Genomic DNA, 23,835 nt, shown 5'->3' with positions numbered 1-23,835 from the left:
TAGCCGGCGCTGCTCGCCATGTCGCCGTCGCGAGAGGATAGGATTAATGAGACGCTGTTCTATAATCTGGAGGGAACCTTGACCGAGAGCGCCACCAGGGGGCGGCCGGCTCACATCGACCGCTTCCATGTGAGAGACGCTGCGCTGGCCCTTCTCGAGGAACTCGGGTTCGAGGAGGTCAGTACGGCGCAGATCGCAGCCGCCGTAGGGATCAGCAGGTCCAGCCTGGCCCGCTTCTACCCCACGAAACAACAGATCGTCTGGGAGGGACTCGACGACATTTCATGGCGGCTTTCCGCACAGCTCGAACAGCTTCCGCGGCAGGGTTCGGTCTCGGCGAGGCTGAAGGCGGCCATCGAGGCGGCCCTGACCCTTCCCGAGAGCGAACTGGGCGTTCTCCGAACACGGCTTCGGCTCGTACGGGACAACCCCGGCCTTCAGGTGAAACGAGCCTACGGGCGAGACCCGCTCGCCCGAGTCGTCGGCGCCTTCATCGCCGCCACCTCGAGAACGGCCTACACCGAAGGTGAACTGTCCTGCCTGGCCGCACTGGTCGCCACGGCCGTCGACACGGCACTCATCGAATGGAGCGGCTCGGACGAGACACAGCCGGTGAGGCACGTCGACGACTGCCTGGGCTTCATCCTTCCGATCCTCTGACCCTGCGTGCCGCCCCGAGCGGCGGGCCCGTGACCCACACCCCTGAAAGGTGCCTCACGGCATGTTCTCCACCTTCGACCTGGAGTTCGCCTGGATCGGCCTCGGCGCCGCCGTCGTCCTCACGGTCGTCCTCCTGGCCGGCCTGGCTCGCCGTCGTGTCGGTATTTGAGAGGCCGCCCAAGCTCTGCGGCAACGACCGGCGGACCGAAGCGAGCCGCATCCCGCCGGCCGACTCGATGGTGTCGGTGTCCTCGGGCCGGACCCGATCGGGGACGGACTCCCCCCGCGCGATCCGCTCGAACACCGGCCGCCGACCGGGCGGCAACACGCCCTTGTCCTCCAGAAGCACCCACCGCCAGGGAATCGGCTCCGCCCCCGGTCAGGGCTTGCGCCTTCGAGGAGGCGGACGATCCGGGCGCTTCCCCGGGGACGGGGGACGCGGACAGGGGCACCGGCGAGGCGACGGCCCTGCACCATGGGCTCGCGAGCCCCGCAACGATCACCGACGGGATGGCGACTGTCAGCGACCGTGAAGCCGACCGGCCCCGTACCGGGGAGTGTTCGTGGCATGGTGCGCCGGTCCGCCCACGACGCCGGTACCGCCGGCACCGCGGTGGCGCCGGCCGCAGCCATGGGGCGCAGCTTCCGTGGGAACGACACGGCGGCCGTACGAATCCCGATGCAACCTGAAGCGTGACCGCGGCGTGACGTCTGTGGATGCTCGCGTCGAGAACCCGGCGCCGGCAGCCGACTCGTCAACTGCCCACGAGGTTGCGGTGATCACGATCGGGACCCCGATCGGCTCATCGAGCGAGCGTTTTTTGCCGCAACCCACGGCAGCCGATCCGGCGCGCCCCGCGCGCGACGCCAACGCCGACGTGAATGTCGGCGACCAATGGTTGTGCGCTTCGGCAAGCCGAAACGAAGGAGTGCTTCCTTGACCCCTCACCTGTGGCGTGTCACCCGCCCACGGACGTTACTGGCGCTGATGGCCGCCCTGTGCGGTCTCCTCGCCACCACCGCACTCGGGACGACTCCGGCGGCAGCGGCCGATCAGCGTCAGGCGATCTATGACATCGCGCATCGCGTCGACACACTCGACGGCGTGGACGCCGCGCTCAACCACGGTGCGAACGCCATCGAGATCGATGTCTGCGCCTGGTGGAATCCGAACGAGTGGCGTGCCTGGCACGACTGTTCGTCGGCCGGTGAGAATCGGTTGGGCCCCAGTTTCGACTCGATGATCGACCGGATTTTGTCCAACGCCAATCGCGGGCGCCGGCCGGCGCTGGTGTGGCTGGACATCAAGGACCCGAACTACTGCGGGGAGGCGCCGAACCGCACGTGCAGTGTCGCCGGACTGCGGGACAAGGCGCAGCGGTTGACCAATGCCGGGATCCAGGTGCTCTACGGCTTCTACGAGTACCACGGCGGCAACACCCCGGACGTCGGCGGCAGGGGCTGGAAGAGCCTGGAGGGCAGGCTCGGCCCACTGGAGGGCATCACCACGACCGGGACCCGCGACCAGGTCCAAAACGCTTTCGCCCGATCCGGTTCCGGATTTCCGGCCGGCCGGCGGGTGATGGACTACGGCGACAGCGACATCTCCAAGGGGTTCGGCAACTGCACCGAGGCCACCTGGAACACGTGCGCCGAATTGAAGAAGGGCGCGGCGGACCGCGCGGCCGGACGCCTCGCGGCCACCCTGTCCTGGACGACCACCTACAACGATCCTTGGTACGTCGACAAGCTCCTGGGTGACGCACGCGTGGACGGCATCATCGCGGGTTACGGGGCTTACACGGGGGTGCGCGACTACGACGACAACTGGCAGTGCGGCAACGCCGTGAAGATGGTTCGTGACTGGGTGAACGCACACAGCGGCACTCATCGCATGGCGAACAGCAGCGATCGCATGTTCCGGTAGCACCATGCGGTCCGGGGCCGGACGAATACCGTCGCGCGCCCCCGGACGGGCCGTCGGCCGCCATCCGGCCGACGGCCCTCCCGAGCGCCGATGGGGGCGGGATCCATGTGCGGCACCGATCCTGTCCCGCGCGTGCCGCCGCGCCGAATTCTCCCGATCGCGCGAAACACGGCCCGAACTCGCCCGGCTGCCGGCGCGTGTGGACGGCCCCGTACTCAGTCCGGGCGAGGCGTGGGCCGACTTGGCGATGGCCGACGCCGCGGCCGGCGGCGAGGCGTGGGAGCGGCTGCTCGCGCATGCCCGCACCACCGACGCGTCCAAGCCCGCCAAGAAGTGGGAGCGGACCGGTCGGGACGTGCCGGCCGAGGTCGGTGTGGACGCGGCCACTGCGGCCATCCTGCGGTGGTTGGCGCAGGTCGGGCGCCCGCGCACCCTCATGTTGGAGACACCGCATGGATCGGACGTCGGCGCCGAATACGACCCGTACAACATGGTGGCTCTGCGCGGTCTCGTGTGGCTGCCGGCGTTCACCCCGGAGTCGCCCGAGAGCGTGCGCGCATTGGGCACGCCGGCCGAGACCGCGCTCCGCAAGGTTCCCGGAGTCGGACCGATCTGCTCGAAAGTGGCCAACGCGGCGGTCTTCGCGCTTTCCCGGCTCGGCGGCCCGGCGGCCGTCGGGGAACTGGCCCGGCTCTCCGTGAAATTGACCTACCGGAGCACCCTGAAGGCGGTCGGCGCGGCACTCGACACACTCGCGCGGCGGACCTCGGTCTGAGCCGGGCCGAGGTCGAGGAGCTCGCTGTCCCCGGATACGGGCTTACCGAAGTGGGCCGACGCGTCGAGCGGTTCGGCGAGGCCACCGCGGAACTGACCGTGTCCGGCCGGACGGTGACCATCGTCTGGCGCAACGCCGCCGGACGGGTGGTCAAAGCGCCGCCCGCCGACGTGCGCCGCGACCACGGTGTCGCACTCGGTGAACTGAAGGCGGACGCCAAGGACATCGCCAAGATGCTCGCCGCGCAGTCCGACCGCCTCTTCCTCGCCCGGCGCTCCTGGCGCTTCGACCGATGGCGTGCACAGTTCCTGGATCACCCCCTCGTGGGAACCCTCGCGCGGCGCCTGCTGTGGACCGTCGACGGCCGCACATGTGGGTATGCCGACGGCGCGCTGCGTACGCTCGACGACACGGCGATCGAGCCCGCGGCCGGCGCCGCCGTCGGTTTGTGGCACCCGATCGAGATGCCCCACGACGAAGTCTTCGCAGCCCGTGACTGGCTCGAACGCCACCTGATCACCCAGCCGTTCCGGCAGGCCCACCGCGAAGTCCGCCCGCTTACCGCCGCCGAGGAGCGCACCGGGACCTACTCCAACCGGTACACCGCGCACGTCCTGCGGCAGCACCTGTTCCACGCCCTGGCGGCCACCCGGGGCTGGACGAACAAACTGCGATTGTCGGTCGACGACGAGTACCCGCCGGCCATACGGAGCCTGCCGGAGTGGGGCCTGCGCGCCGAATTCCTGATCGGCGCCGTCGGCGACAACGAGATCACGGACTCGGGCAGCCATCTGCACATCGCCACCGACCAGGTCCGATTCCACCGGATCGACGCGCCGGTCGCCACCGCGCACGCGAGCGGGGGTCCCTACCGCCGGCCGGGCAGGCACGCGGAGGACGACGTGGCGCCGCTGCCACTGGAGACGATCCCGCCCCTCGTGTTCAGTGAAGTGATGCGCGACATCGACCTGTTCGTCGGGGTCGCAGGCATCGGCAACGACCCGACGTGGGCGGACGGCGGACCGGACGGGCGCTACCGCGACTACTGGTCGTCCTACAGCTTCGGCGAACTCACCGACAGCGCCGTCGCCCGACGAGACGTGCTCGCCCGGCTGCTGCCCAGGCTCGCGATCGCACCGCAGTGCGAACTCGACGGCAGGTTTTTGCGCGTCACCGGCCTGGCCCGCGACGACCTGATCACCGATCCGACCATCACAAGCCAGTTCCGGTGACATCCGTTCGAGGGCCGGCAGTGGGGACGGCTGTTCGCCGACGACGCATCCGGCCGGGAGGTCGGCGTGCTCGGTGTGGCGGTGCGCGTCGCCGGGCCGCCGTTTGTGCTCGGGCATCGGTCAGTGCCACAGCCACGCGGCGACTCCGGAGACCGCGATGAGCAGGCACACGCCGAGGTTGACGACCTTGTAGGTCAGGAACACCGCGACGAACTCGCGGATCGTTGCGCTGGGTTGGAAGTACTTCGCCGTCGGCGCGCCGACCACCTGGCCGCGGACACCGGTACGTCGGGCGGTCAGTGCGGCACGGAAGACGTGGAAGTTGTTGGTGATGATCACGCACCGGTAGTCGGGATCGATCTTCGTCATGATCGTCTTGCTGAAGCGCAGGTTCTCCTCGGTGTTCCGCGAAAGGTCCTCGCGCACGATTCGCTCCGCGGGTACGCCCTGGGCGATGAGATAGTCGGCCATCGCGTGCGACTCCGGCAGATCTTCGTCCGGGCCTTGGCCGCCCGACGTGATGAGCATGGGCCGGTTCCCACGCGCGACCTGGGCGTCGTAGATCCTTCGCGAGCGATCGAGTCGGGCGGCCAGCAGGGGCGGGACCTTCTTGCCGCCGACCAGTCCGGAGCCGAGTACGACCACGAAGGCCACCGAGCGGCGCACCTGCAACCGCTCGTAGAGGAAGGCGTAGCCGAGGAAGCACAGCAGAAGGAAGGACACGTAGCCGACCACCAGCACCACGGTGCCGGCGATCACGATCAGGGTGCGCGAGCGGATGAACAGGGCGGTCACGAGCAGGACGATCACGCCGACGATGGTCAGCCCGGCGAGCAATGAGAGCAGGTTCGCGGGACGAACCCCCTCCCGTCGCACCATCGTTACGCCGTTGGACACCAGCGCGCCGGCCAGCAGGAGCAGGCCCAGGGCCGGTAGGAACAGGAGCAGGAGCGTCACCGCGTCGGCGAAGCGCTCGGGCAAACGATGCAGTTCGCCGAGCAGTCCGACGACGAGGGCGACGACGGACAGGCCGAGGAAAACGGCGTTGCCGAAGCGGCGTCGGTCGCGGACGACTCCGACGAGGCAGAACAGGAAGAACAGCGCGGCGAGAAGGTAGGCGAACACCGCCGAAGCCTACGGACGAACGCGCCACGTTTGCGACGAGGTCACGGTGTACGAGGCCGTGGACATGTTCGGCGACCCGAACGCCGCGGACCGGCTGCGGGGTCCCGCCCTGCCATCGGCGCATCGCTCGGCGGAGGATACGTGCGTCCGTGTAGCCCACGCGGGCGGCGATGGCCTGCTGCGGCAGGTCGGTCTCGCGCAGCAGCCTCAGTGCGCGTTCCTCGCAGGCAGCGGCGACCTCGCCGCGCCAAGTCGTACCGTGCGCGGACGATCCGCGCTGGAGGCTGCGGCCGCTGAGATGCAGGCGGGCGGCGACCTGGTCGAGGGCGACCGCGTCGCCTCGGAACGCGGAGTCCAGGGCCGCGCGGAAGCGCTCCTGCCAGGTCGGCGTGGCGCGGGACGTCGCCATGGTTCGGTCCGCGCAACCGCGCAGGAACCGGTCGAGGCCGGGTTGGAAGCCGGGCAGCGGATGCCGGACGTCGTCGAGCGGGAACGTCACGGAGTCGGCCGCCGCCGAATCACGCCCGATGCAATCCGCCCTGCAGGAGCAGGCTGCCCGTGCCCGGGCGCTGTCGGCGGCCGGCCGTGACGGGCGTGCAGCCGGCCCAGTCCGTGACCCGCCCGTCAACGGCATCGTGTCGCCGACGTGCGCGATCTCGCCCCCGTGCTGCTCCGCGAGCACCGAACCCAGGGCCCCGCAGGCGAGCCGGCCGGCGGGTCCGACGCCGGCGCGGAGCCCTGGCCGGCGGTGCCGTCGAGTGCAGCGAGCGGCGGCCCGCCATCCGTGTCGGCCATAGGGCGGCCGACGTCGACGAACGCCGCACCGCACGCGGACGAACTCGGCACCATCACCCTCGCCAAGGGCCGGAGCAAGGGCCACACGTGGGAATTGGTGCGCGTCCCGAGTCACGAGGAGGAGCACGAGGCCGCCGAGCTCGTCGACCGCTTCGGCGCCGGCCAGGCGACCAACGGGCCCGGGTACGAGAAGCGCATCGGCTACCGCGAAAACGTCGAATGGAACCTCGACGGCAAGCTCACCAACCGGGGCGGAGCCACCGACCGCGTACGCTGCTTTCGGCCCCGGCGGGCGTGTCCGCCGCGCGGAGTCGGACCGCGGCGAGGACGTTTACCAGCATCAGCCGTGAACCCCCGTGCCGTATCCGCCTCCGCATCGCCGCCGCGACCCACCCGCGCACCGAGGAGTCGCCGCGCCGCCGTACCCATGCCCTTGATCGACGCGCCACTGCCGCTCGGCGGGCCACCGCCGGACCCGCCCGACGCATCGAGCCAAGCGCCGCCCGGATCGTGGCGGCCCCGAGTCCGGCGCGCACCGGACGCGGATGCCGGCGCGCGTCGGGGTGGGGGCCGACCAAGTCGGCCCAGACGGTCTTGCCGCCCCGGTGTTTGCGAATGCCCCAGTCGGTGGTGATGGTGTCCAGGATGTGCAGGCCGAACCCACCCTGGTGTTCGGGACCGGTGTCGCGTCGGGTCGGCGTCCGGGGATCGGCGTCGGTGACGGACAACCGCACCCCGCGCGCGGTCCGGCGCACGGCCAGGACCACTTCCCCGTCGGTGTGCAGCTGTGCGTTGGTCAACATCTCCGACAGGACGAGGACGGCCGCAGCCACACGATCCTCGTTCCAACCCCAGTCGGCGAGGGTGGCTCGTACGGCTCGACGGGCCTGGGCACAAGCCCCGGTCCGTCGCGGCACGCGCCGGCGGACGAGGGTTCGACGACGCCAGGGCATGACCTTTCTCACAGGGACGTGGGCCGATGGTGGACGGTGCCGCAGTGCAGCCCCGGCCCACGCGCACGGATACGGAACGACTCGCCCACGTCCTTGTCCGGACGATCAACGAGCGCGGAGTCGAAGCAGGAATCCGCGAATCCATCCCAGAGCCCGTGACCTGCCCGTTCGTACACCATCGACCAACCTCTCCCCGAAATCGACGCCGTCGTGCCCGCACACCTGCCCGGCCGCCGGCGCCTCAAGCGTCACCCGATCGAGTGGATCGGCACTCGGCGCTGCGAATGCCGTATTTCGGACGCCGGCCCCGGTGGGGCGAGGAACGCGGCACTGTCGTCGGCGCGGAATCCGACCCCCCGAACGGGTGTACGCCCCGCAGCGTGGGGCACAATGCTCCGGCCCACCGCCGGTCCGAAAACAGGAGGACGCCGACATGAACCGCACCGCCGCGACCGCCTTCCCGGTTCCCGACACGACTGCGACCGCCGCCGAGGACGGCGCGTTCGCCGAACTGCCGATCGTCGACGATCCCGGCAGCGTCTCGGCGACCGACGCGCGGGCGATGTCGAAGATCTTTTTCGACCGGCTGCGGGTGTTGGAAGAGGGCACGCACGAGTACCAGTACGTGCGCAACACCCTGATCGAACTCAACCTCCCCCTGGTGCGATTCGTCGCGGGGCGCTTCCGCTCGCGCCCGGAGACCGCGGAGGAAATGGTCCAGGTCGGCACGATCGGCCTGATCAAGGCCATCGACCGCTTCGATCCCTCCTACGACGTCGAGTTCCCCACCTTCGCCGTCCCCACCATCTCCGGCGAGATCAAGCGCTTCTTCCGGGACACCTCCTGGGCCGTGCACGTCCCACGACGCCTGCAGGAACTGCGTCTGGAACTGGCCAAGGCCCGCGACGCGTTCACCACCGAACACGACCGCGAACCGACCCCCGCCGAACTCGCCGACAAGCTCGGCATCGGCGTCGAGGAGGTCGTCGAGGGCCTGACCGCCGCCGCGGGCTATACGGCCGCCTCCCTCGACGCCCCGACCGGCGACGACGGCCCCACCGAAGTCCACGCCTCGCGCGCCTCGTTCGTCGACCCCGGATACGACCTCGCCGAAAACCTGCACACCCTCAAGCCGCTGATCGCGGCGCTCCCGCAGCGCGAACGCGACATCCTGTCCATGCGCTTCGGCCAGGACCTGACACAGTCCCAGATCGGTGAACGCCTGGGCATTTCCCAGATGCACGTCTCCCGTCTCCTGGCCCGCACTCTCGCGGGACTGCGCACCCAACTCCTCGCCGACTGAACCCCCGCGGAACGTGTGGCCCGTGCATGTCCGGGCGGGGTTCCGGCACACGTGTCGAGAACGATCTCGCCCTGCCTGCCGTGACCGCGGCGAAGCGGCCCGGCGGGGTCGGCCGGGGCGCCGCGCGAACCACCTGCGCGGCGCCCTCGATGATCAGCTTTGACCGTACGAGGTTCGGGACGAGTCCGGGTGCCGGCTCTCGGGGCCGGGGCCCGGTCGGGGGCCGTGCCAGTCCAGGCACAGGACCGTGGCGTCGTCCTTGGGCGGTTTGCCGTCGTAGGCATCGGCGACGGCGGCGACCAGTGTGCTGACGACCTCGCGCGGGTGCTCGGCGGCGGTTTTGCGGACGAGGCCGGACAGGTCGACGGTATGCGCTTGGCGTTCCTGCATACCGTCGGTGTGGAGCAGTAGGCGGTCGCCGGGGCGCAGGTCGAGTTCCTGTACGCGGTACGAGCCCTGTCCGACGACGCCGAAGGGCAGGTTCACTGCCAGGCGCAGTGTTTCGACCGTTCCGTCGCGCAGTCGCAGGGGCCAGGGATGGCCGGCGTTGACGAGTCGGACGCTGCTTCCGTCGAGGGCGATGCGCAGGAGTTGGCCGGTGGCGAAGGATTGTCGGCCGTGGTCGAGGAGGGCCTGGTGGGTCTGGCGGGCCTGCTCGACGAGATCGACTCCGGCCCGGCGGGCGCCTCGGGAGGCGTTGACGAGGAGGGTGGCCATGAGCGAGGCGTCGACGTCGTGACCCATGGCGTCGGTGACGGACAGGTGCAGGGTGTCGTGGTCGAGGGAGTAGTCGTAGGTGTCGCCGGCGATGTCGGAGGCGGGGACCAGGGCGCCGGCGAGGGTGAATTCGGGGGCCTCGCAGGTGGGGGCGGAGGGCAGCAGTTGGCGTTGGATCTCCGCGGCCAGGCTGACGGTGGTGGTGCGGTTGCCCCAGTGATAGAGGTCGGTGAAGCGGCGGTCGGTGACGATGATGTACGCCAGCGCGTGTGCGGCCTCCTCGACCCGGGCCGGCACGTCCTCGGTGACGTGGGTGAGGAACAGCTCCAGGACACCGATGGTGTCGCCGCGGTTGGTGACGGGGGCGAGTACCCGGTACCCCTGCTCACCCTGGGGCGTGAAGACCGGTTTCTGGGCCCGCAGGACCTCGTCGTAGACGCTGCGGCCGGCGAGGGGGACCTCTTCGGTGTGGTGCTCGTGGTCGGTATCAGGGGCCTCGTTGACCCGGAGCAGCCGTCGTCCGACGACGTCGACGAACAGGAAGGACACGTATCGCGCGTCGAAACGCTCGCGCAGGTTGCGTGCCACGACATCGAGGGAACGCACCGGCGCGGCACCCTCCGCCGCCGCCAACACCTCGGCCAGTCCAATTCGTTCGCTCACCGGATCACTCCCCGGGCCACCGGCACTCCTTCGTGCCGTAACGACGACAACAACAACCGCGACGCATCGCGGGGGAAACCCGCCCTCGCCGACCCGGGACATCGGGATCGAGCCCGGACGGCGAATGGGTCTTGCCTGCCGGCGGGGGCGGTGTGGTGCGTTTCCCGGGGGTGAGTGTGCCCCGCTCAAGGTCATCCATGGCCAGGACTCGACGACGGCGGATCGACCGCTCGCGCCCGACGCCAACCCCCGCCACGGAGCGGATGGCGGTCTCGAAGGGTGATCGCGTCATCCGCGGCCACCCCCAGGTGGGGAGCGTCGGCCGTCATGCGGGGCGCGTACCCGGTCGGTGCGAGCTCCGGAAACACGATCGGCTCGGCGCCTCGCCCGCGCGGTCGCACGCCAAGAGCAGCGAGTTGCCGAACGTTCATGGGTATATCCCCCGGGAACGCAGGTCGGTGGCGGCGGCAATCTTCATGGACCCGGACACGACACGACATGGGAGCAGGAGAGGCGGTGCGGCCCCACCCGACGTCGACGGCGAAGCGCCAGTCAGGGCGCGGGCGGGTGCGACGCGGTCGCCCGAGGTCGACGTGATGTTGGCGCGCACATCTGATCCGCAGGCGCCCGACGGTGACAGGGCCGTACGGCGGATGAGGTTCGCCCAGGCGACGAGCCGACCGGCACCATTCCGCGCCCCGCGCGGCCGCCCGCGACGGCTCCACGGCACGAGGTCGTTCTCCATCCCACCCGGCAAGCCTGGCCGACAGGTCGCACCGGCCGGCGTCGGACGGTACCCGCGGCCGAGCATCCCTGACTGGCCGTCGAGAAGTGCGCGCACGTCCCGCATGCCGACCATGAGCCCGATGGCGGCGTCGACTCCGCGAGCACCTTGGCGATGCCGAAGCCGAGCACCGTGACCGCACCGGATGCGGTGACCATGACTTTCGACGGCTTGATGTCCCGGTGGACCAAGCCCACGCCGTGGTGGGAGAGCGCAGCGCCGGTCCGCGCCTCGCGCCGAAACCGCTGACGGAACTCCGCCTGACGAGTCGGTTCGACCGGCAACACCTTCACGGCCACGATGCGGCCGAGCTCACGGTCGACACCTTTTCCTCTGCTCGGATCCAGTTCGGCGTCCCCAGGCACGAACCGACAGTGGGTTGCCGCCTGGTGAGTCCCAGTCCGCGGCCGGCGGCGGGCTCGTGGTCGGTCAGACGGCGATCGCCCGCAGCGCTCCGGCGTCGTCCGCAACGTACACGACGCGGTCCTTGACGCAGATTCGCGCCGATCCGCCCTTGGCCTCCGGGACGGTCCACTTCACGTGGCCGTTGCCGGCGTCCAGTGCGGTCAGGCCTTTCGTCGAGGCGACGTACATGACCCCGCCGTCGACCGCGGGCGTCGTGAGCGGCCCGGTGAGTGCACGCGACCAGCGTTGCGCCCCCGACACGGCGGCCAGCGCGGTGACGAAGCCATCGGTGCTGGACGTGAACAACGTACCGTCGGCGGCCACCACGGTGCCGAGGTTGTCGAATCGCCCGGGGACCGTCGTACTCCACTGCAAGGCGCCGGTCCGAGGGTCCGCCGCATCGATGCGACCCGAAGCGGGCATCCAGCAGACGGAGCCGGCCGGGGACGCCACATTCCCGCGGAACGGAGGCGAGGCTCCGCCGGAGCTCTGCGGCTCGGTTCGCCACCTCTCCCGGTGTTTCACCAGGTCGATGGCGATCAACCCACCGCCGTTGGTGACCAGATACGTGACATCCCCCGACGCGGTGGGCGCGGCGGACAGTCTCGTTTTCAGATTGAGGCCCCACTGGACCTGGCCGTTGGCCGGCTCGACCGCCCAGAAAGAGGCGTCATCGGCGCCAGGGGTCATGTTCCACCAGCACAGCAACCCCCCGTCGACGCCGAAGCCGGGGGACTGGTTCGGGGCCGTCTCGACCCGCCAGCGGATCCGCCCCGTGTCCTGTTCCACGCCGGTCGTGCGGGGGTTTGCGTCGACGACGCACACGAGGCCGTTGGTCACGACGGGCACCATGTGCGGGACGGGGACCTCTTCCAACGCGGGATCGAAGGTGGGGACGCGCCAGAGTTCTTGCCCGGTACGGGCGTCGAGGGCGGCGAGTTCCTTCCCCGCGACACTGACGAAGACCCGGCCGCCGGACACGACCGGAGTGCCGAGCGGCCGGGCAGGAGAGCCGACACTGCGGGACCAGAGCACGGGAGGACCGGCCGGTGTGCTCGGCTTCGTATCGCGGCGTTGTTGCAGGAACGCCGCAGCAGGCAGCCCGACTGCCAGGGCGCCGACACCGAGGTAGAGCGCCCGTCGGCGACTCGGGCCGGCCGGACGGTCGGCCGAATCCGTCGGCCGCCGAGTCGAGGGCGGCGCCTCGGCATGGTCGTCGTACATTCCGGGTGCGGGAGGACCGGGGATGCGCGGGAGCCTGTGCTGCGTCGGCGGGACGGAATCGGATGCGACGCCGGAAAGCGGCACGGGCGCCACGGATGTCGAGGGGCCGCCGGGAGTCAGTCCGAGCCAGGGGTTCGCGGCCTGCACCGAGTCCCGGCGGTCGGGATCTCCGCTGTCGCGTGCCACACCCTGCGCGTCCCAGTCCGAGCCGAGCACGTCCGTGGCCACACGCATCACCTGATGGGCGACATCGGCGGGCAACCAGGCCGCCGCTTCTCGACTCGGATCCGCGGTGTCGACCATCTTGTCCAGTTCCGCCACGAGTTCCCTCGGCAGTGGCCGGTCCTGTGGGCGCTTGAGCAGACATGCCCGGATGAAGCTCCGGAACTCCTGTGGTACACCGTCGAGATCGGGCTCACGGAGCGTGATGTTCGCCAGCAAAAGCGGCAACGGCCCCTCGCCGAACGGCAACTTGGCACTCGACGCGTAGGCGAGGACGATCCCACACGAGAACACATCGCTGGCCGGACCGACTTCGGCCGAGTCGAACTGCTCCGGCGACATGAAGGCGATCGAGCCGAGCGTTTGAGACGCGCGGGTGAGCGAGGTCGCGCCGCCCAGGTAGGCGATCCCGAAGTCGATCAGCCGCGGCCCGTCTGCCGTCAACAAGACGTTGGACGGCTTGATATCGCGGTGGACGAGGCCGACGGCGTGGATGTGGTCGAGCGCAACCGCGAGCCCACGCGCCAAATGGCGCACCGTTCGCCCCGGCAGCGCACCGTGTGCGGAGACGGCGTCGGCGAGCGTGACGCCCGGCATGTAGGCGGTGGCCAGCCACGGTGTGGCGGCGTCCGGATCGGCGTCCACCAACCGCGCGGTGAAGCCGCCGGTGACGGCCCGCGCGGCGGCGATCTCGCGGGCGAATCGCCGACGGAAACCGTCACCGTCCTCCAGCAGTTCGGAACGCACCACCTTGACCGCGACCGTCCGGCCACCGGGACCGCGCCCCAGATACACCCGACCCATGCCGCCGGCACCCAGCCGACCGATCAGGTTGAAGGGCCCCAGCCGGCGCGGGTCGTCGTGCTGCAAAGGCTCCATGATTCCCCCGCGTCGCGCTCAATTTCCAACACCCTGACATTCACTGTGCCGAGGGTCAAAAAGGTCGGCCAATATGCGCGAGATGCCTGCGCAGCAGGTCCTGCCGCACTTGCCCACCCCGGCAAGCGAACCGCCCCGCGCGGGTCCCCACGACCGGTGATCGTGGGTGATTCCGAGCGGGTTCCGACATCCATCGGCCGCCGCGACGGCCACCAACGCGCCCGGTCCTGCCACCGGATGGGCAGTGGGCGACCCCGCCCGGAATCCGGATCAACGACTGGTGGACCTCGGACGTCGCGGTGGCACCGAACACGGTGTACACGAACGTGCAGTCCGCCGGCGAGCGGGAAAAGGTGGCGGCGTTCGACCCGGCCACTGGCAAGTGGAACCGGTCTGCCGAGGTCGGCATGCCCGGCGCGGCGGCCCGTCCCGGCTCAGCCGAGCACGGTTCCGGAGTTCGCGGTGTTGATGCTGCGTAGTCGGGAGAACGCGCCCAGGTCGATGCGTTCGCCGGTGTGCGGGCCGACGAAGCACACCGGATCCGCGTCGTGGTCCGCGCCGTTGTCCACCCGGTCGATCAGAGTGGCCATCATTTGCCCGACCAGTGGGGCGTTCTTGAACTGGTTGCCGCTGGTGCCCATGGCCACGTAGTAGCCCTCCAGGTCGGTCCGATCGTAGATCGGCGTCCAGTCTTCGGTGACGTCGTACACCCCGACCACACCGCGCGCCCGATTCGGGACGGTCAACCCGCTCAACCGCCGGGCAGCCCGGGTCACCTGCGCCTGGAACACGGCCGACGTCGGGTTGGGGTTCACCGCGTCCGGATCGTCGACCCACTCGAGCGGGTCGCACTCGGGCTCGGTCCCGCCGATCAGGAGCCCGCCGCCGACCTCGCCGCGGATGTACACCCCCAGGTCCATGTCGGCCACGGCAATCCCGACCGACTCCTCCCGGCCGAAGCCGCCGGGCGTCCGAAGGTGGCCGACCTCCTGTCGCAGGGGGCGGACTCCGATGGTGAAGTCCGAGCCCACCCCGGCCAGATCGTTGATCCGCCCGGACCAGGGGCCGGCCGCGTTGACCACCGTCGCACAGCCCAACCGGGACCCGTCGTCGAGCACCACGGTGGTCACCCGCCCGCCGGCCGACTCCACCGCGGTCACGATGCGCCGGAACCGGAACTCGGCGCCGTGTCGCTCCGCCGCGGCGGCCAGGTTCAGCGCCGCCAGTTGCGGATCGCCGACATACCCCGCGTCGGGGGTGTAGACGGCGCCGAGCGTATCGTCGGTCGCCGCCCAGAAAGCGTCGTCGTCCAGTCGTTTGGGCGGCCAGTACCGCCCGGCATCCAGGCCCGGGATCCTGGCCGCCAGGGTGGCCGCGTCCCACTCCTCGTACGGCACCCCGACCGCGTCGAACAGCGGCAAGTAGACCCCGCGCGGCGCGGCGTCCACGTCCAGCACGGCCATCCCGCAGCGCACGAAACGTACCGGGTCCGGGACCACGCAACCCAGATGCTCCTCCCATGCCCGCCAGCAAAAGTGCGCCTCCCACGACGTGGCCACTCCGGCGTGCGTGGAGAAGTTGAACCGCACGACGGCACTGGAAGCACTGGTGGAACCCAGGCCGACGCCGCCGGCCTTGTCCACCACGGTGACCCGCCGCCCCGCTCTGGCGAGTTCGAGAGCGATCGAGGAACCCATCACGCCCGCGCCGATCACCACGACGTCTGTACTCATCCGTGTCTCCTCCCTGACCTTACGACCCCGGACGGCCACCGATCGAACCGTGGTGGCGGGCGCCCGGCCCGGAAATGCACCCTGTCCGCCCAACGGCCGGACACTGGCGCCGACGGACGCCGCCCTTGCGACACCTCTCGGTCCGACCGGCAGCCCCTGGTCCAGGTGCTGTCCGAACGACCGGGCCGCTCGGTGGCGAGCGACGACGCGGGTAGCCGCCCGCTCGCCGCCAGTTGGCAGTTTGCGACGAGGGCGGTTGGTTCGCTGGTGTCTGCGGCGGCTTTTGGCGGTCGCGTCCGGACCGGGAGATCCGGCTACCGGCAGGCGCCGCCTTGCCTGTCCCGGGACTGCGGATCACAGGGGCAGTCGCACGCCGACGCCGTGCTCCAGCGCATGGTGCATGAGCGCGTGACCGACCGCGATGTCGCAGACGGCCATGCCTATGTTGCTGTCGACGATGATCTCGTCGGCGTTCTCCCGCCCGGGCTTCACACCGGCCAACACCTCGCCGGTCTCGGCGGCGACCTCGGGCAGGCCGCCGGGGAAGTACCCCATCGACGCGAACAGTTCGTGTTCCTCGATGCTGTCGACGATGTACTTGTCGGCGCGGTGGGCGGTGCGCGGATCCCAGAAAGTGTTCAGGTCACACGGCAGGATCGTCTGACCGGCGGTCACCCACTCGTCCTTCACCACCACGAGCGGCTCACGCAGGATAACCGTGGCCGAACTCAGCACCTGTGCGCTCTTGGTGACCGCTTCGGGTGATTCACCCTTGACGATCCGCAGGTCCAGTTCCGGCTGCAGCTTCGCGATCAGCGCGTCCGCGGCCGCCTCGTGGGTGTCGTAGACGTGGACGGTCTCCAACCGGGGCATCGCCAGGGCCGCGTAGCGGACATGCTCGATGCCCTGCACGCCGCAGCCGAACATGGCGAACGTGGTGGCGTCGGGATGCAGCACCGCGGCGGCCAGGACCGTCACCGCCGGGGTGCGCATCGCGGTCAGCCACGCCGAGTCCATGACGGCCAGCGGCACGCCGCTGTCCACGTCGTTGAGGACGAGCAGCCCGGTGGTCTGGGGGAGATCGAACGTGCGCGGGTTGCCCGGGTAGCACTCGATCCACTTCATGCCCACGATCCCCGGCCCCGGCAGGTAGGCCGGCATGGCGTGGTAGAAGACGTCGTCGTACGGGTGGACGCCGATCTTGGCCGGCATCTCGTAGCGGCGGAGGCCGTGCTCGACCAGGGCTTGGCGGGTCAGCTCCAGGATGGCGTCCCGCGTCAGTTGCAGGTGTTCGACGTCCTGCCGGGACAGGTAGAGCAGTTCCGAGCCGATCCGCAGCCGGCTTGCGACACGCTCGCGGTCGGTGGGGAGGGTCATGTGTGGGTTTCCTTCGGGTTCGATCCTCACCCGGCGGCCACCGGCCGGGGTGTGTACAGCCTCCAGCCGCCGGGCCCCCGCCGGCATCGGCACGGATCAGGAACCTCCTCGGCGTTGTTCCTCTCCCCGCAGCAAAGCCGGGATGCCGCTGTCGAGGAGGCGCTGCATCTTCAGTCCCAGGTGCAAGGTCAACCGGTCACCGCCGTTCTTCGGGTTCCATCCGGTTTTGTTCTCGATCTGGGCCAGCCGGTAGTACAACGTCGTCCGGTGGATCATCAACTGCTCCGATGCCGTCGCGGTGTCCCCGGCGGCATCCAGGAACACCTCGGCGGTGTGGGCCAGCGAGGTACCGAGGTCGGCGATCCGGGGCGGCACGACCGACTCGGGAGATGCCATCGCGGCGAGCATGAGCGGACCGTACACACCGGTGTCCCGCCAGGAGGAAACCGGTGCCAACTCCGGCAACTCGGCGGCGGCGAACGCCGCCAGCACGGCTTGACGCCAGAGATCCGGAGCCTGACCGAGCGAGCCGACGGCGCTCAGACCGACGACGACGCCATCACCTCCGGCGTCCCGCTGCCGCACACCCTTGCGGATCGCCGCGGCCAGCCGTGCCGCCGTGCGTTCCACCTCGTTTCGGCCGGTCACCAGGACCGCACCGCGATCGCCCGGCGCGGCCGTGAGCAGGCCGATGGCCGGCCCGTCGTCGCCGGCCCGGCCGGTGGAATCCATGATCACGGCCGCGACCGTCTCGGGGTCGGTGGTCGCGTCGGTGGCGATGACCACGATCTCGTCCCGGGCGTCGACGAGCCCCCGATCGACCAGGTCCTTCGCGGCGCGAGCGGAGTCCTCGCCCCCGCCCAGGAGGTCGGCCACCAGGGCCCGGCGTCGCCTTTCCTCCTCGGCCACCTGGAGCATCCGCTCCCGCATCCGCGCCGACAGCCGGAGCACGTACGCACCGACCAACTCGTCCAAGCGCTCCGCGCCTTCGTCGATCAGCCACAGATAGCCGAGCAGCCGTCCGTGATCACGGATCGGATAGCACCGTCGGGAATCGAGGCCGAGGGCCGGACTGCCGGGTATCGACAGGGGCTTGTCGGAGGTGGAGATGCCGAAGCCGTCGAGGTATTCGGCGACGCGGGCCGGCAGGTGCCGGGACAGCACCACGTCGATACGGAGCCTGTCCTCGTCACCGTAGTGGCGGCTGGACACGATGAGGCTGCCGCGCCGGTCGTCCACGGCGACCGACTGGTGGATCCGCGCGGCGAGCGAGTCGACCAGTTGCTGGATCGTGTCTGTGTACGGAGGGATCACCGCGGCACCGCCGACGCGACGCCGCGGCGCGATCCCACCGACCGATCTCGGACACTCACGAAGTCCTCCTCCATGCAGATGAGTTCCACGGGTGACGGCACGGTTCGGCGCGGCCCGGCGAACCGTGTCCGACACCCTGTGAGAACGCGCCGCGGGCGAGCCGGCGTTCGGCGACGCCCGCGGCGACGGCGAGCGGTCGGCCGTCCTGCGCCTTGACCGGACCCGTGCCCGGCCGGGGTTGCCCGGCCTGGCTCGCGGGGCTGCCGTGGGCAGGGCTCGGTGGGCTAGGTCCCCGGATGCGTCGGGGGGTTCGTGTTCGCGAGTGCCCATGTACGGACGGGGGCGAGGTCGATCGGCACGACCTCGGGGAACTCGGCCATCTGCGGTTGCGGGAAGCGGTTGTCGATGCCGAGCAGTGCCGCGTCGAAGTAGGCGCGGATGAAGGCGTTCACGAGGTCGATCGTGCGTTGCGCCTCGGCCTTTCCGCCGCCGGGCAGTACGGTCGCGCGGTCGTGGGCCGGGATCAGCACGAGGTCCGTCAGTTCGAGGTGGCTCACATCGGTCATGCGCAGTCGGTGTACGTCACCTCTCGTGCCGGCGGTGCGAAGGGGTTCGAAGAAGAACTCGTTGGCGTCGATCGCGGTGACGGGCGGGAAGCCCATGGCCTCCAGTTGCACGCGCATGTCGGTCGCGAGGTGGAGCAACGGCACGCGGATGTCGGTGTCGAGCAGGTCCGACAGGAATTGCCCGCCGTCGAGGTTGACCACCGCCTTCACCCGGTGGTCCTGCTGCGCGGTCGAGGCGGCCGCCGCGGCGCCGAAGGACATGCCGAACACGCCCATTCGGGACGTGTCGCCGGCTTCGGCGAGGCCGCCGGCGCCGGCGACCGCACCCGCCTCGAGCGCGTCGATCACCGCGCGCATGTCGTCGACCCAGCGCTGCGACCACGGGCCCATGGTGTGCTCGTCCAGGAACGCCGGCGTCTGCGCGAAGCGCGTCGCGACGTCACCGGTGATCCTGTCCAGGTAGTGCGGGTCCGCGACCGTGCCGAGGAATGTTTCGTTGAACGCGTCGTCGTATCTGACCGTGTCGCCGTTGGGATAGCGCACGCCGCACGCCTCTCCCGGGTGCGCGACGCTCCACACGATGTATCCGTGGCTCGCGAGGTGTTCCATCAGCGGGGTGTTCTGGGACACCCAACCGACGGCGCCGTGCGAGTACACGAGTGTCGGGAACCCGCGGCCCGCCGGTTTCGCGCCGGCGACGCTGTGGGTCCTCACGTCGGCCAGTCGGTCCACCCACTCCTCGGGTGTGCCCGTCGCCTCGGTGAGCCACCGCAGCGACCGCGCCTCGTCGTCCACGAGGTAGGGGCGGAAGGTCCCGCCGTCCGTCAGTGCGGGGTACCAGACGCGAACCATGAGGCGGCGTCCGCCCGCGTCCTGGGGCCGCAGCGTGGGATATGTCGTGTCCAGGACCTCGCCGTCCCGCACTCCGACGGGGTAGGGGCCCGACGGCGCGGCGTAGGTGAGCGCGGCCATCAGCGGGCCTCCTTGACGACGCGGCCACCCCGGATCACCAGCGCGACGTTGTCGGGTTCGCCGAACACCTCGGGGTTGTCCAGGGGGTCGCTCGCCCACGCGGTGAGGTCGGCGAGCTTGCCGACCTCGACGGTCCCCACCCGGTCGGCGATGCGCAGGATCTCGGCGTTGACGCGGGTGGCCGCCTCCAGCGCGAGCATCGGGCTCTCGATGTCCGAGCGCAGGGTCAACTCGCGGCCGCGGCCGCGTTGGTCGGCGCCGATGAGGTCGGAGCCCAGGCCGGTCCTGACGCCGGCGGCCCGGGCGGCGAGCAGTCCGTCGATCTGACCCTGCAGAACGGGGCCGACCCGGTCTGCGATTCCCGCCGGCAGGCCGGCCCGTGTGGCGTCCTGGAGAAGTGCGTGCATCGTCGCGAGTGTCGGCACCAGAGCCACTCCCTTCGCCGCCATCAGGCCGGCGGTCTCCTCGTCCATCTCGGAACCGTGTTCCACGCAGGCGACACCGGCGTGGACCGCGTTGCGGATGCCCGCGTTGTTGTGCGCGTGGACGGTGACGTAGCTGCCGCGAGCGTTCGCCTCGGCCACCGCGACCGCGATTTCCTCGGTGGTGAATTGGGTGTCGCCGATCTTGTCGTGTGTCGACATCACGCCGCCGGTCACGCACAGTTTGAGGAAGTCGGCGCCGCGGCGAAACGTCTCGCGCACGTTCCTGCGCATCTGTTCGGGCCCGTCGGACAGGAGCGATATCGACCGCAACCCGGGGATGTCGTGGTCGTACCAGTTGGCCGTCGGTTCCCACTCGGCGGCGAAGTGTCCGTGGCCGCCGGTCTGGCACTGGACCGGCCCGCACTGCAGAATCCGCGGCCCGCGTACCTTTCCGCCCGCCACCACCCGTGCCAGCCCGGCGTCGATGCCTCCGGTGTCTCGTACCGTGGTGAAGCCGGCGTCCAGGGTTCGGCCGCAGTTGTCGAACATGTCCGCCGCCAGCTCGGCGACCGAAAGCTCCCGCCGCAGACTCGGGTTGATGTCACTGGACAGGCCCAGGTGGACGTGCGCGTCGATCAGCCCCGGCGTGATCGTCAGCCCCCGGGCGTCGAGTGCCCGCGCACCCGCGGGCGGCCTGCCCAGCGCCGTAATGCGGTCATCCTCGACGTGGATCGCCGGCCCGTGCACCGGATCCCTGCCCGTGCCGTCGACGATCCGCGCTCCCACGATCCAGTAGTCAGACACTCGTCCGCTCCTTGTTCCGGTGCGTCCCGAGAGCGTGTTCGCCGGGCATGTAGCGCTCGAACCAGTCCAGCATGCGGGCCATGAAGTCAATCTGCGCGGGGTAGGCCCGCACCCCGTGTCCCTCCTGCGGGTAGATCACCAGCGTCGAGGGCACGCCGTGCGCGCGAAGCGCGTGGTGGAACTCCTGCGCCTGTGTCGGCGGGGTGCAGTTGTCCAGGGCGCCGGCGATGTTCAGACACGGTGTGCGGGCCTTGCCCGCGTGCAGCACCGGGCTGCGCGTGTGCACGCGGGATCCGGGCTGCGCCGGGTCGGCGTCGAGGAACCGGTTGCCCCACGCGGCAATGTTGCTCGTGAAGCCCTGGCTGTACCAGTCGGTCACCGGGGAGATGGGCACGGCCGCCGCGAACCGCGTGTCCTGGGTGACGAGCCACGACGACATGTAGCCTCCGTAACTCGCGCCGATCAGGCCGACCCTGGTCCCGTCGACGACGCCGCGTTCGACGAGCGCGTCGATCCCGGACAGGTAGTCCCGGGTGTCGTCGCCGCCCATGTCGCCCACGACCAGGTTCGCGAAGGTCTGTCCGCGGCCGCTGCTGCCGCGGGGATTGGGGTTGAGCACCGCGTATCCCCGCGACACCAGCAGCGGCACCCACGGGTACTTCATCGACCACATGTCGCGGAACTGCCAGATCGGGCCGCCGTGGATGTTCACGACCAAGGGGAAGGGCCCTTCTCCTGCGGGCCTGCACAGGATGCCGTCGATCTCCGTGCCGTCGGGGGCGTTCCAGGTCACCGCCTCCGCGGTGCCGGCCACCGACCGCAGGTAGTCGGTGCCCGGATGGGCGGTGGACGCGAGGACCCGCTCGCCGTCGCTTCCGGACAGCACCAGTTGCTGCGGCAGCCGGTAGGACTCCTGGATCGTGCACACGCGGCCGTCGTCGGTGAACGCGCCGTCGGTGTGGAAGGTACTGCCACCGCAGGCGTTCGCGGTGACGAGGACCTCGCGGACGCTGCCGTCGTCGATCCGGACGATGCCGGCCACCGAATGCAACCGGCGCTGCCCGAGGTAGCCGAGCCGCTCGTCGTCGATCCACTCGAGGCGGGTCACGTCGGTGCCGCGCGTGTCGATCCGCCGCACCGCACCGGAGACGCCGTCGATCAGGAGCAAGTCACCGGCGACCAGCCAGCGGTCGCTGCACACCGCCTCCGCGACCGCCACCCAACTCCCGTTCGGCGAGCCGGTGGGCAGCCCGAGTTGAACCTCGCTGTCCAACACCTCGTGTACCGCGCCGTCCAGGTCGATCAGGCTCAGGACCGCGCCGTACCAAGCGTCCTCCCAGGGCGCCTCGGACGTGATCGCCGCGACACGCCCGGGCCCGCACCATCCGGCTTCCCAGCAGTTCAGGCCCTCGGGGGAGAGGCGTTCGAGTACGCCGGTGGCGGGCGTGTACAGCCACAGGCTGCGCCAGGCCTCGTCGGCGACGCCGGCGTCGACGCGCGGGAACCACGGGGGCGCGTCGTCGATGCCCCCGCGGTTGGTGCCCGATCCCTGTCCGCCGGAGAGTTCGGCGCCGAGACCGGCGACGCCCAGCAGGATGCGTCGACCGTCCGGCGACCAGTAGAGGTATTCCACCGTGCCCGGCACAGCGGGCGCCGCCTGCGCCTCACCCAGTCGATCCTGCGCCCACAGGTGCAACTGGTACACGCCCTTGTTCGCGCGGTCCGACAGGAATGCCAGCGTGCGCCCGTCGGGGGAGAACCGCCCCGCCCGCGCCGAGGCGCCGGGCGCCGACACCTGCCGGAATCGGCCGTCCTCCGCGGTGAACAGGGCGGTTCGCGGCGCTCCCGCGAGTTTGTGCAGGACGTCCGCGGTCACCACCGTGCGGGTGCCGTCGCGCGTCACGTGCGGTTCCCGAAGGCTCGAGGGCCCACCGAATCCGGGCCCGTGCAACGCACGCAGGTGCTCCAGAACCCTCTCGTACTGCATGGAGGCGCTCCACTTTTCCAACAATGACTTTTCCCTTCACGTGGTGTCCACGCCGCCGGATCTCCCCAGCCATTTCGATGAGAAGGGGGGCGGTACTCGGTGACACGGGGCGTTCGTCGTCGCCCGTGGCCCGACCGGAAGTCGGACGATCGCCGTCTCGGCGTCTCGGCGTTTCGCGTTGACATTTGCTACCGTACATGTACGGTACTCGTACGGCTAGCGGCCTCAAGGGGTCGGCTGGGCAAACCTCGGGAGCGACACCATGGACGACAGTCCTTCGAAACCCACCGCTCCGCGCAAACGCGCGCCACGCGGATCCCTCGACCGGGCGCGGGTGGTCGCCGCCGCGACGGCGATCATGGACTCGGACGGCATCGAGGCGATCACGATGCGGCGCATCGCCGACGAACTCCACGTGCGCCCGATGTCGCTGTACACCCACTTCCGCAGCAAGGACGAGGTCCTCGCCGCGGTATACGACAACGCGATCGCCGCAGTGCAGGTCCCGGCGGTGGAGGAGGGCATCGAGGGCATCCACACGCTGCTGCGGTCGTACTTCCGACTGCTGGTCGAACACGCCGAAGTCGCCCGTATCCATCTCGCCGTCGACGCCTCCGGCCCCAGCGACCTACGGATCAGCGAGACGCTCTACGCCATCCTGCTGGACCACGGCATGGGCGTACGCGACGCGGTGGGAATGGTCGCCACCCTGATCCGCTTCACGATCGGCGCCGCCACCTTGTATCCGACGCGCAAGCCGTCGGACGCAGACCCGGACGCGTGGTCGAAGGCACAGCGGAGCATGCAAGCCCTCCCCACCGAGGAGTATCCGACGCTGCACGCCTTGGGGCTGGGACTTCCCGCCTTCACCCAGGAAGAACTCTTCGAGCACGGGCTCGATCTCATCCTTCGGCAGATTCCGCCCCGGTAGGCGGATCCGGCGAAGTCTCCCTGGGCTTTCATCACAACGAACTGCCTGAAAAGGGGTGCATC

General features: G+C 70.2%; 16 protein-coding genes and 1 pseudogene. 6 read left to right on the top strand and 11 right to left on the bottom strand.

Translation table 11 applies throughout. The features are described from left to right. The first annotated feature begins 18 nt into the window (after positions 1–18). The 4 genes from ACFXKZ_RS31935 (at position 19) to ACFXKZ_RS31920 (ending at position 4,594) form a co-directional block, all read left to right on the top strand. Positions 19–660, top strand: coding sequence for a TetR/AcrR family transcriptional regulator (locus ACFXKZ_RS31935; RefSeq protein WP_380004925.1), 642 nt, complete (start codon positions 19–21; stop codon positions 658–660). Between the two features lie 937 nt (positions 661–1,597). Then, positions 1,598–2,587, top strand: coding sequence for a phospholipase (locus tag ACFXKZ_RS31930; RefSeq protein WP_380004923.1), 990 nt, complete (start codon positions 1,598–1,600; stop codon positions 2,585–2,587). A gap of 199 nt (positions 2,588–2,786) precedes the next feature. After that, positions 2,787–3,362, top strand: coding sequence for a hypothetical protein (locus ACFXKZ_RS31925; RefSeq protein WP_380004921.1), 576 nt, complete (start codon positions 2,787–2,789; stop codon positions 3,360–3,362). A 50-nt stretch (positions 3,363–3,412) separates the two neighbouring features. After that, positions 3,413–4,594: a DUF4132 domain-containing protein gene (locus ACFXKZ_RS31920; protein WP_380004919.1), complete on the top strand. Its 1,182-nt coding sequence runs from the start codon at positions 3,413–3,415 to the stop codon at positions 4,592–4,594. A gap of 120 nt (positions 4,595–4,714) precedes the next feature. On the opposite strand, the gene ACFXKZ_RS31915 is transcribed toward ACFXKZ_RS31920, so the two are convergent. The 3 genes and pseudogenes from ACFXKZ_RS31915 to ACFXKZ_RS31905 all read right to left on the bottom strand — a co-directional run bounded on the left by ACFXKZ_RS31915 (position 4,715) and on the right by ACFXKZ_RS31905 (position 7,467). Continuing rightward, the gene (locus ACFXKZ_RS31915) at positions 4,715–5,719 is read right to left on the bottom strand and encodes a YdcF family protein (protein ID WP_380004917.1); all 1,005 of its coding nucleotides are present in this window, start codon (positions 5,717–5,719) and stop codon (positions 4,715–4,717) included. A gap of 145 nt (positions 5,720–5,864) precedes the next feature. Continuing rightward, a pseudogene (locus ACFXKZ_RS31910) lies at positions 5,865–6,128 on the bottom strand (hypothetical protein); the annotation flags it as partial. Positions 6,129–6,753: 625 nt separating this feature from the next. Further along, on the bottom strand, positions 6,754–7,467 hold the full coding sequence (locus tag ACFXKZ_RS31905; protein ID WP_380004915.1) for an ATP-binding protein: 714 nt from the start codon (positions 7,465–7,467) through the stop codon (positions 6,754–6,756). Positions 7,468–7,900: 433 nt separating this feature from the next. Here ACFXKZ_RS31905 and ACFXKZ_RS31900 point away from each other — a divergent pair, with 433 nt between their 5' ends. Beyond that, the gene (locus tag ACFXKZ_RS31900) at positions 7,901–8,770 is read left to right on the top strand and encodes an RNA polymerase sigma factor SigF (RefSeq protein ID WP_380004913.1); all 870 of its coding nucleotides are present in this window, start codon (positions 7,901–7,903) and stop codon (positions 8,768–8,770) included. Positions 8,771–8,923: 153 nt separating this feature from the next. Here ACFXKZ_RS31900 and ACFXKZ_RS31895 read toward each other — a convergent pair whose 3' ends face one another. The 8 genes from ACFXKZ_RS31895 to ACFXKZ_RS31860 all read right to left on the bottom strand — a co-directional run bounded on the left by ACFXKZ_RS31895 (position 8,924) and on the right by ACFXKZ_RS31860 (position 22,842). Next, the gene (locus ACFXKZ_RS31895) at positions 8,924–10,150 is read right to left on the bottom strand and encodes a PP2C family protein-serine/threonine phosphatase (protein WP_380004911.1); all 1,227 of its coding nucleotides are present in this window, start codon (positions 10,148–10,150) and stop codon (positions 8,924–8,926) included. 1,213 nt (positions 10,151–11,363) lie between these two features. Continuing rightward, on the bottom strand, positions 11,364–13,664 hold the full coding sequence (locus ACFXKZ_RS31890) for a PQQ-binding-like beta-propeller repeat protein (RefSeq protein ID WP_380004909.1): 2,301 nt from the start codon (positions 13,662–13,664) through the stop codon (positions 11,364–11,366). Positions 13,665–14,098: 434 nt separating this feature from the next. Further along, entirely contained in the window at positions 14,099–15,397 is a 1,299-nt protein-coding gene (locus tag ACFXKZ_RS31885; protein ID WP_380004907.1) for an NAD(P)/FAD-dependent oxidoreductase, read from the bottom strand. Positions 15,398–15,751: 354 nt separating this feature from the next. After that, positions 15,752–16,774 carry an ornithine cyclodeaminase family protein gene (locus ACFXKZ_RS31880; RefSeq protein ID WP_380004905.1) on the bottom strand — a complete coding sequence of 341 codons (1,023 nt, stop codon included), beginning with the start codon at positions 16,772–16,774 and terminating at the stop codon, positions 15,752–15,754. Positions 16,775–16,870: 96 nt separating this feature from the next. Beyond that, complete coding sequence (locus tag ACFXKZ_RS31875) at positions 16,871–18,088, bottom strand: PucR family transcriptional regulator (RefSeq protein WP_380004903.1); 1,218 nt, start codon at positions 18,086–18,088, stop codon at positions 16,871–16,873. Between the two features lie 284 nt (positions 18,089–18,372). Continuing rightward, a complete protein-coding gene (locus ACFXKZ_RS31870; RefSeq protein ID WP_380004901.1) occupies positions 18,373–19,626 on the bottom strand; it encodes a hypothetical protein in 1,254 nt (417 codons plus the stop codon). Next, positions 19,626–20,855, bottom strand: coding sequence for an amidohydrolase family protein (locus ACFXKZ_RS31865; protein WP_380004899.1), 1,230 nt, complete (start codon positions 20,853–20,855; stop codon positions 19,626–19,628). Before ACFXKZ_RS31865 ends, ACFXKZ_RS31870 begins: the two co-directional genes overlap by 1 nt. Next, a complete protein-coding gene (locus ACFXKZ_RS31860; protein ID WP_380004897.1) occupies positions 20,848–22,842 on the bottom strand; it encodes a prolyl oligopeptidase family serine peptidase in 1,995 nt (664 codons plus the stop codon). Before ACFXKZ_RS31860 ends, ACFXKZ_RS31865 begins: the two co-directional genes overlap by 8 nt. Before the next feature lie 262 nt (positions 22,843–23,104). Between ACFXKZ_RS31860 and ACFXKZ_RS31855 the strand changes: the two genes are divergently transcribed. Further along, complete coding sequence (locus ACFXKZ_RS31855) at positions 23,105–23,773, top strand: TetR/AcrR family transcriptional regulator (protein ID WP_380004895.1); 669 nt, start codon at positions 23,105–23,107, stop codon at positions 23,771–23,773. Positions 23,774–23,835 lie beyond the last annotated feature (62 nt).

The organism is Embleya sp. NPDC059237, from assembly GCF_042754105.1.
GTDB lineage: Bacteria > Actinomycetota > Actinomycetes > Streptomycetales > Streptomycetaceae > Embleya.
Note: the sequence above shows the minus strand (reverse complement) of the source record. Positions and strands in the feature narration are given on the sequence as shown.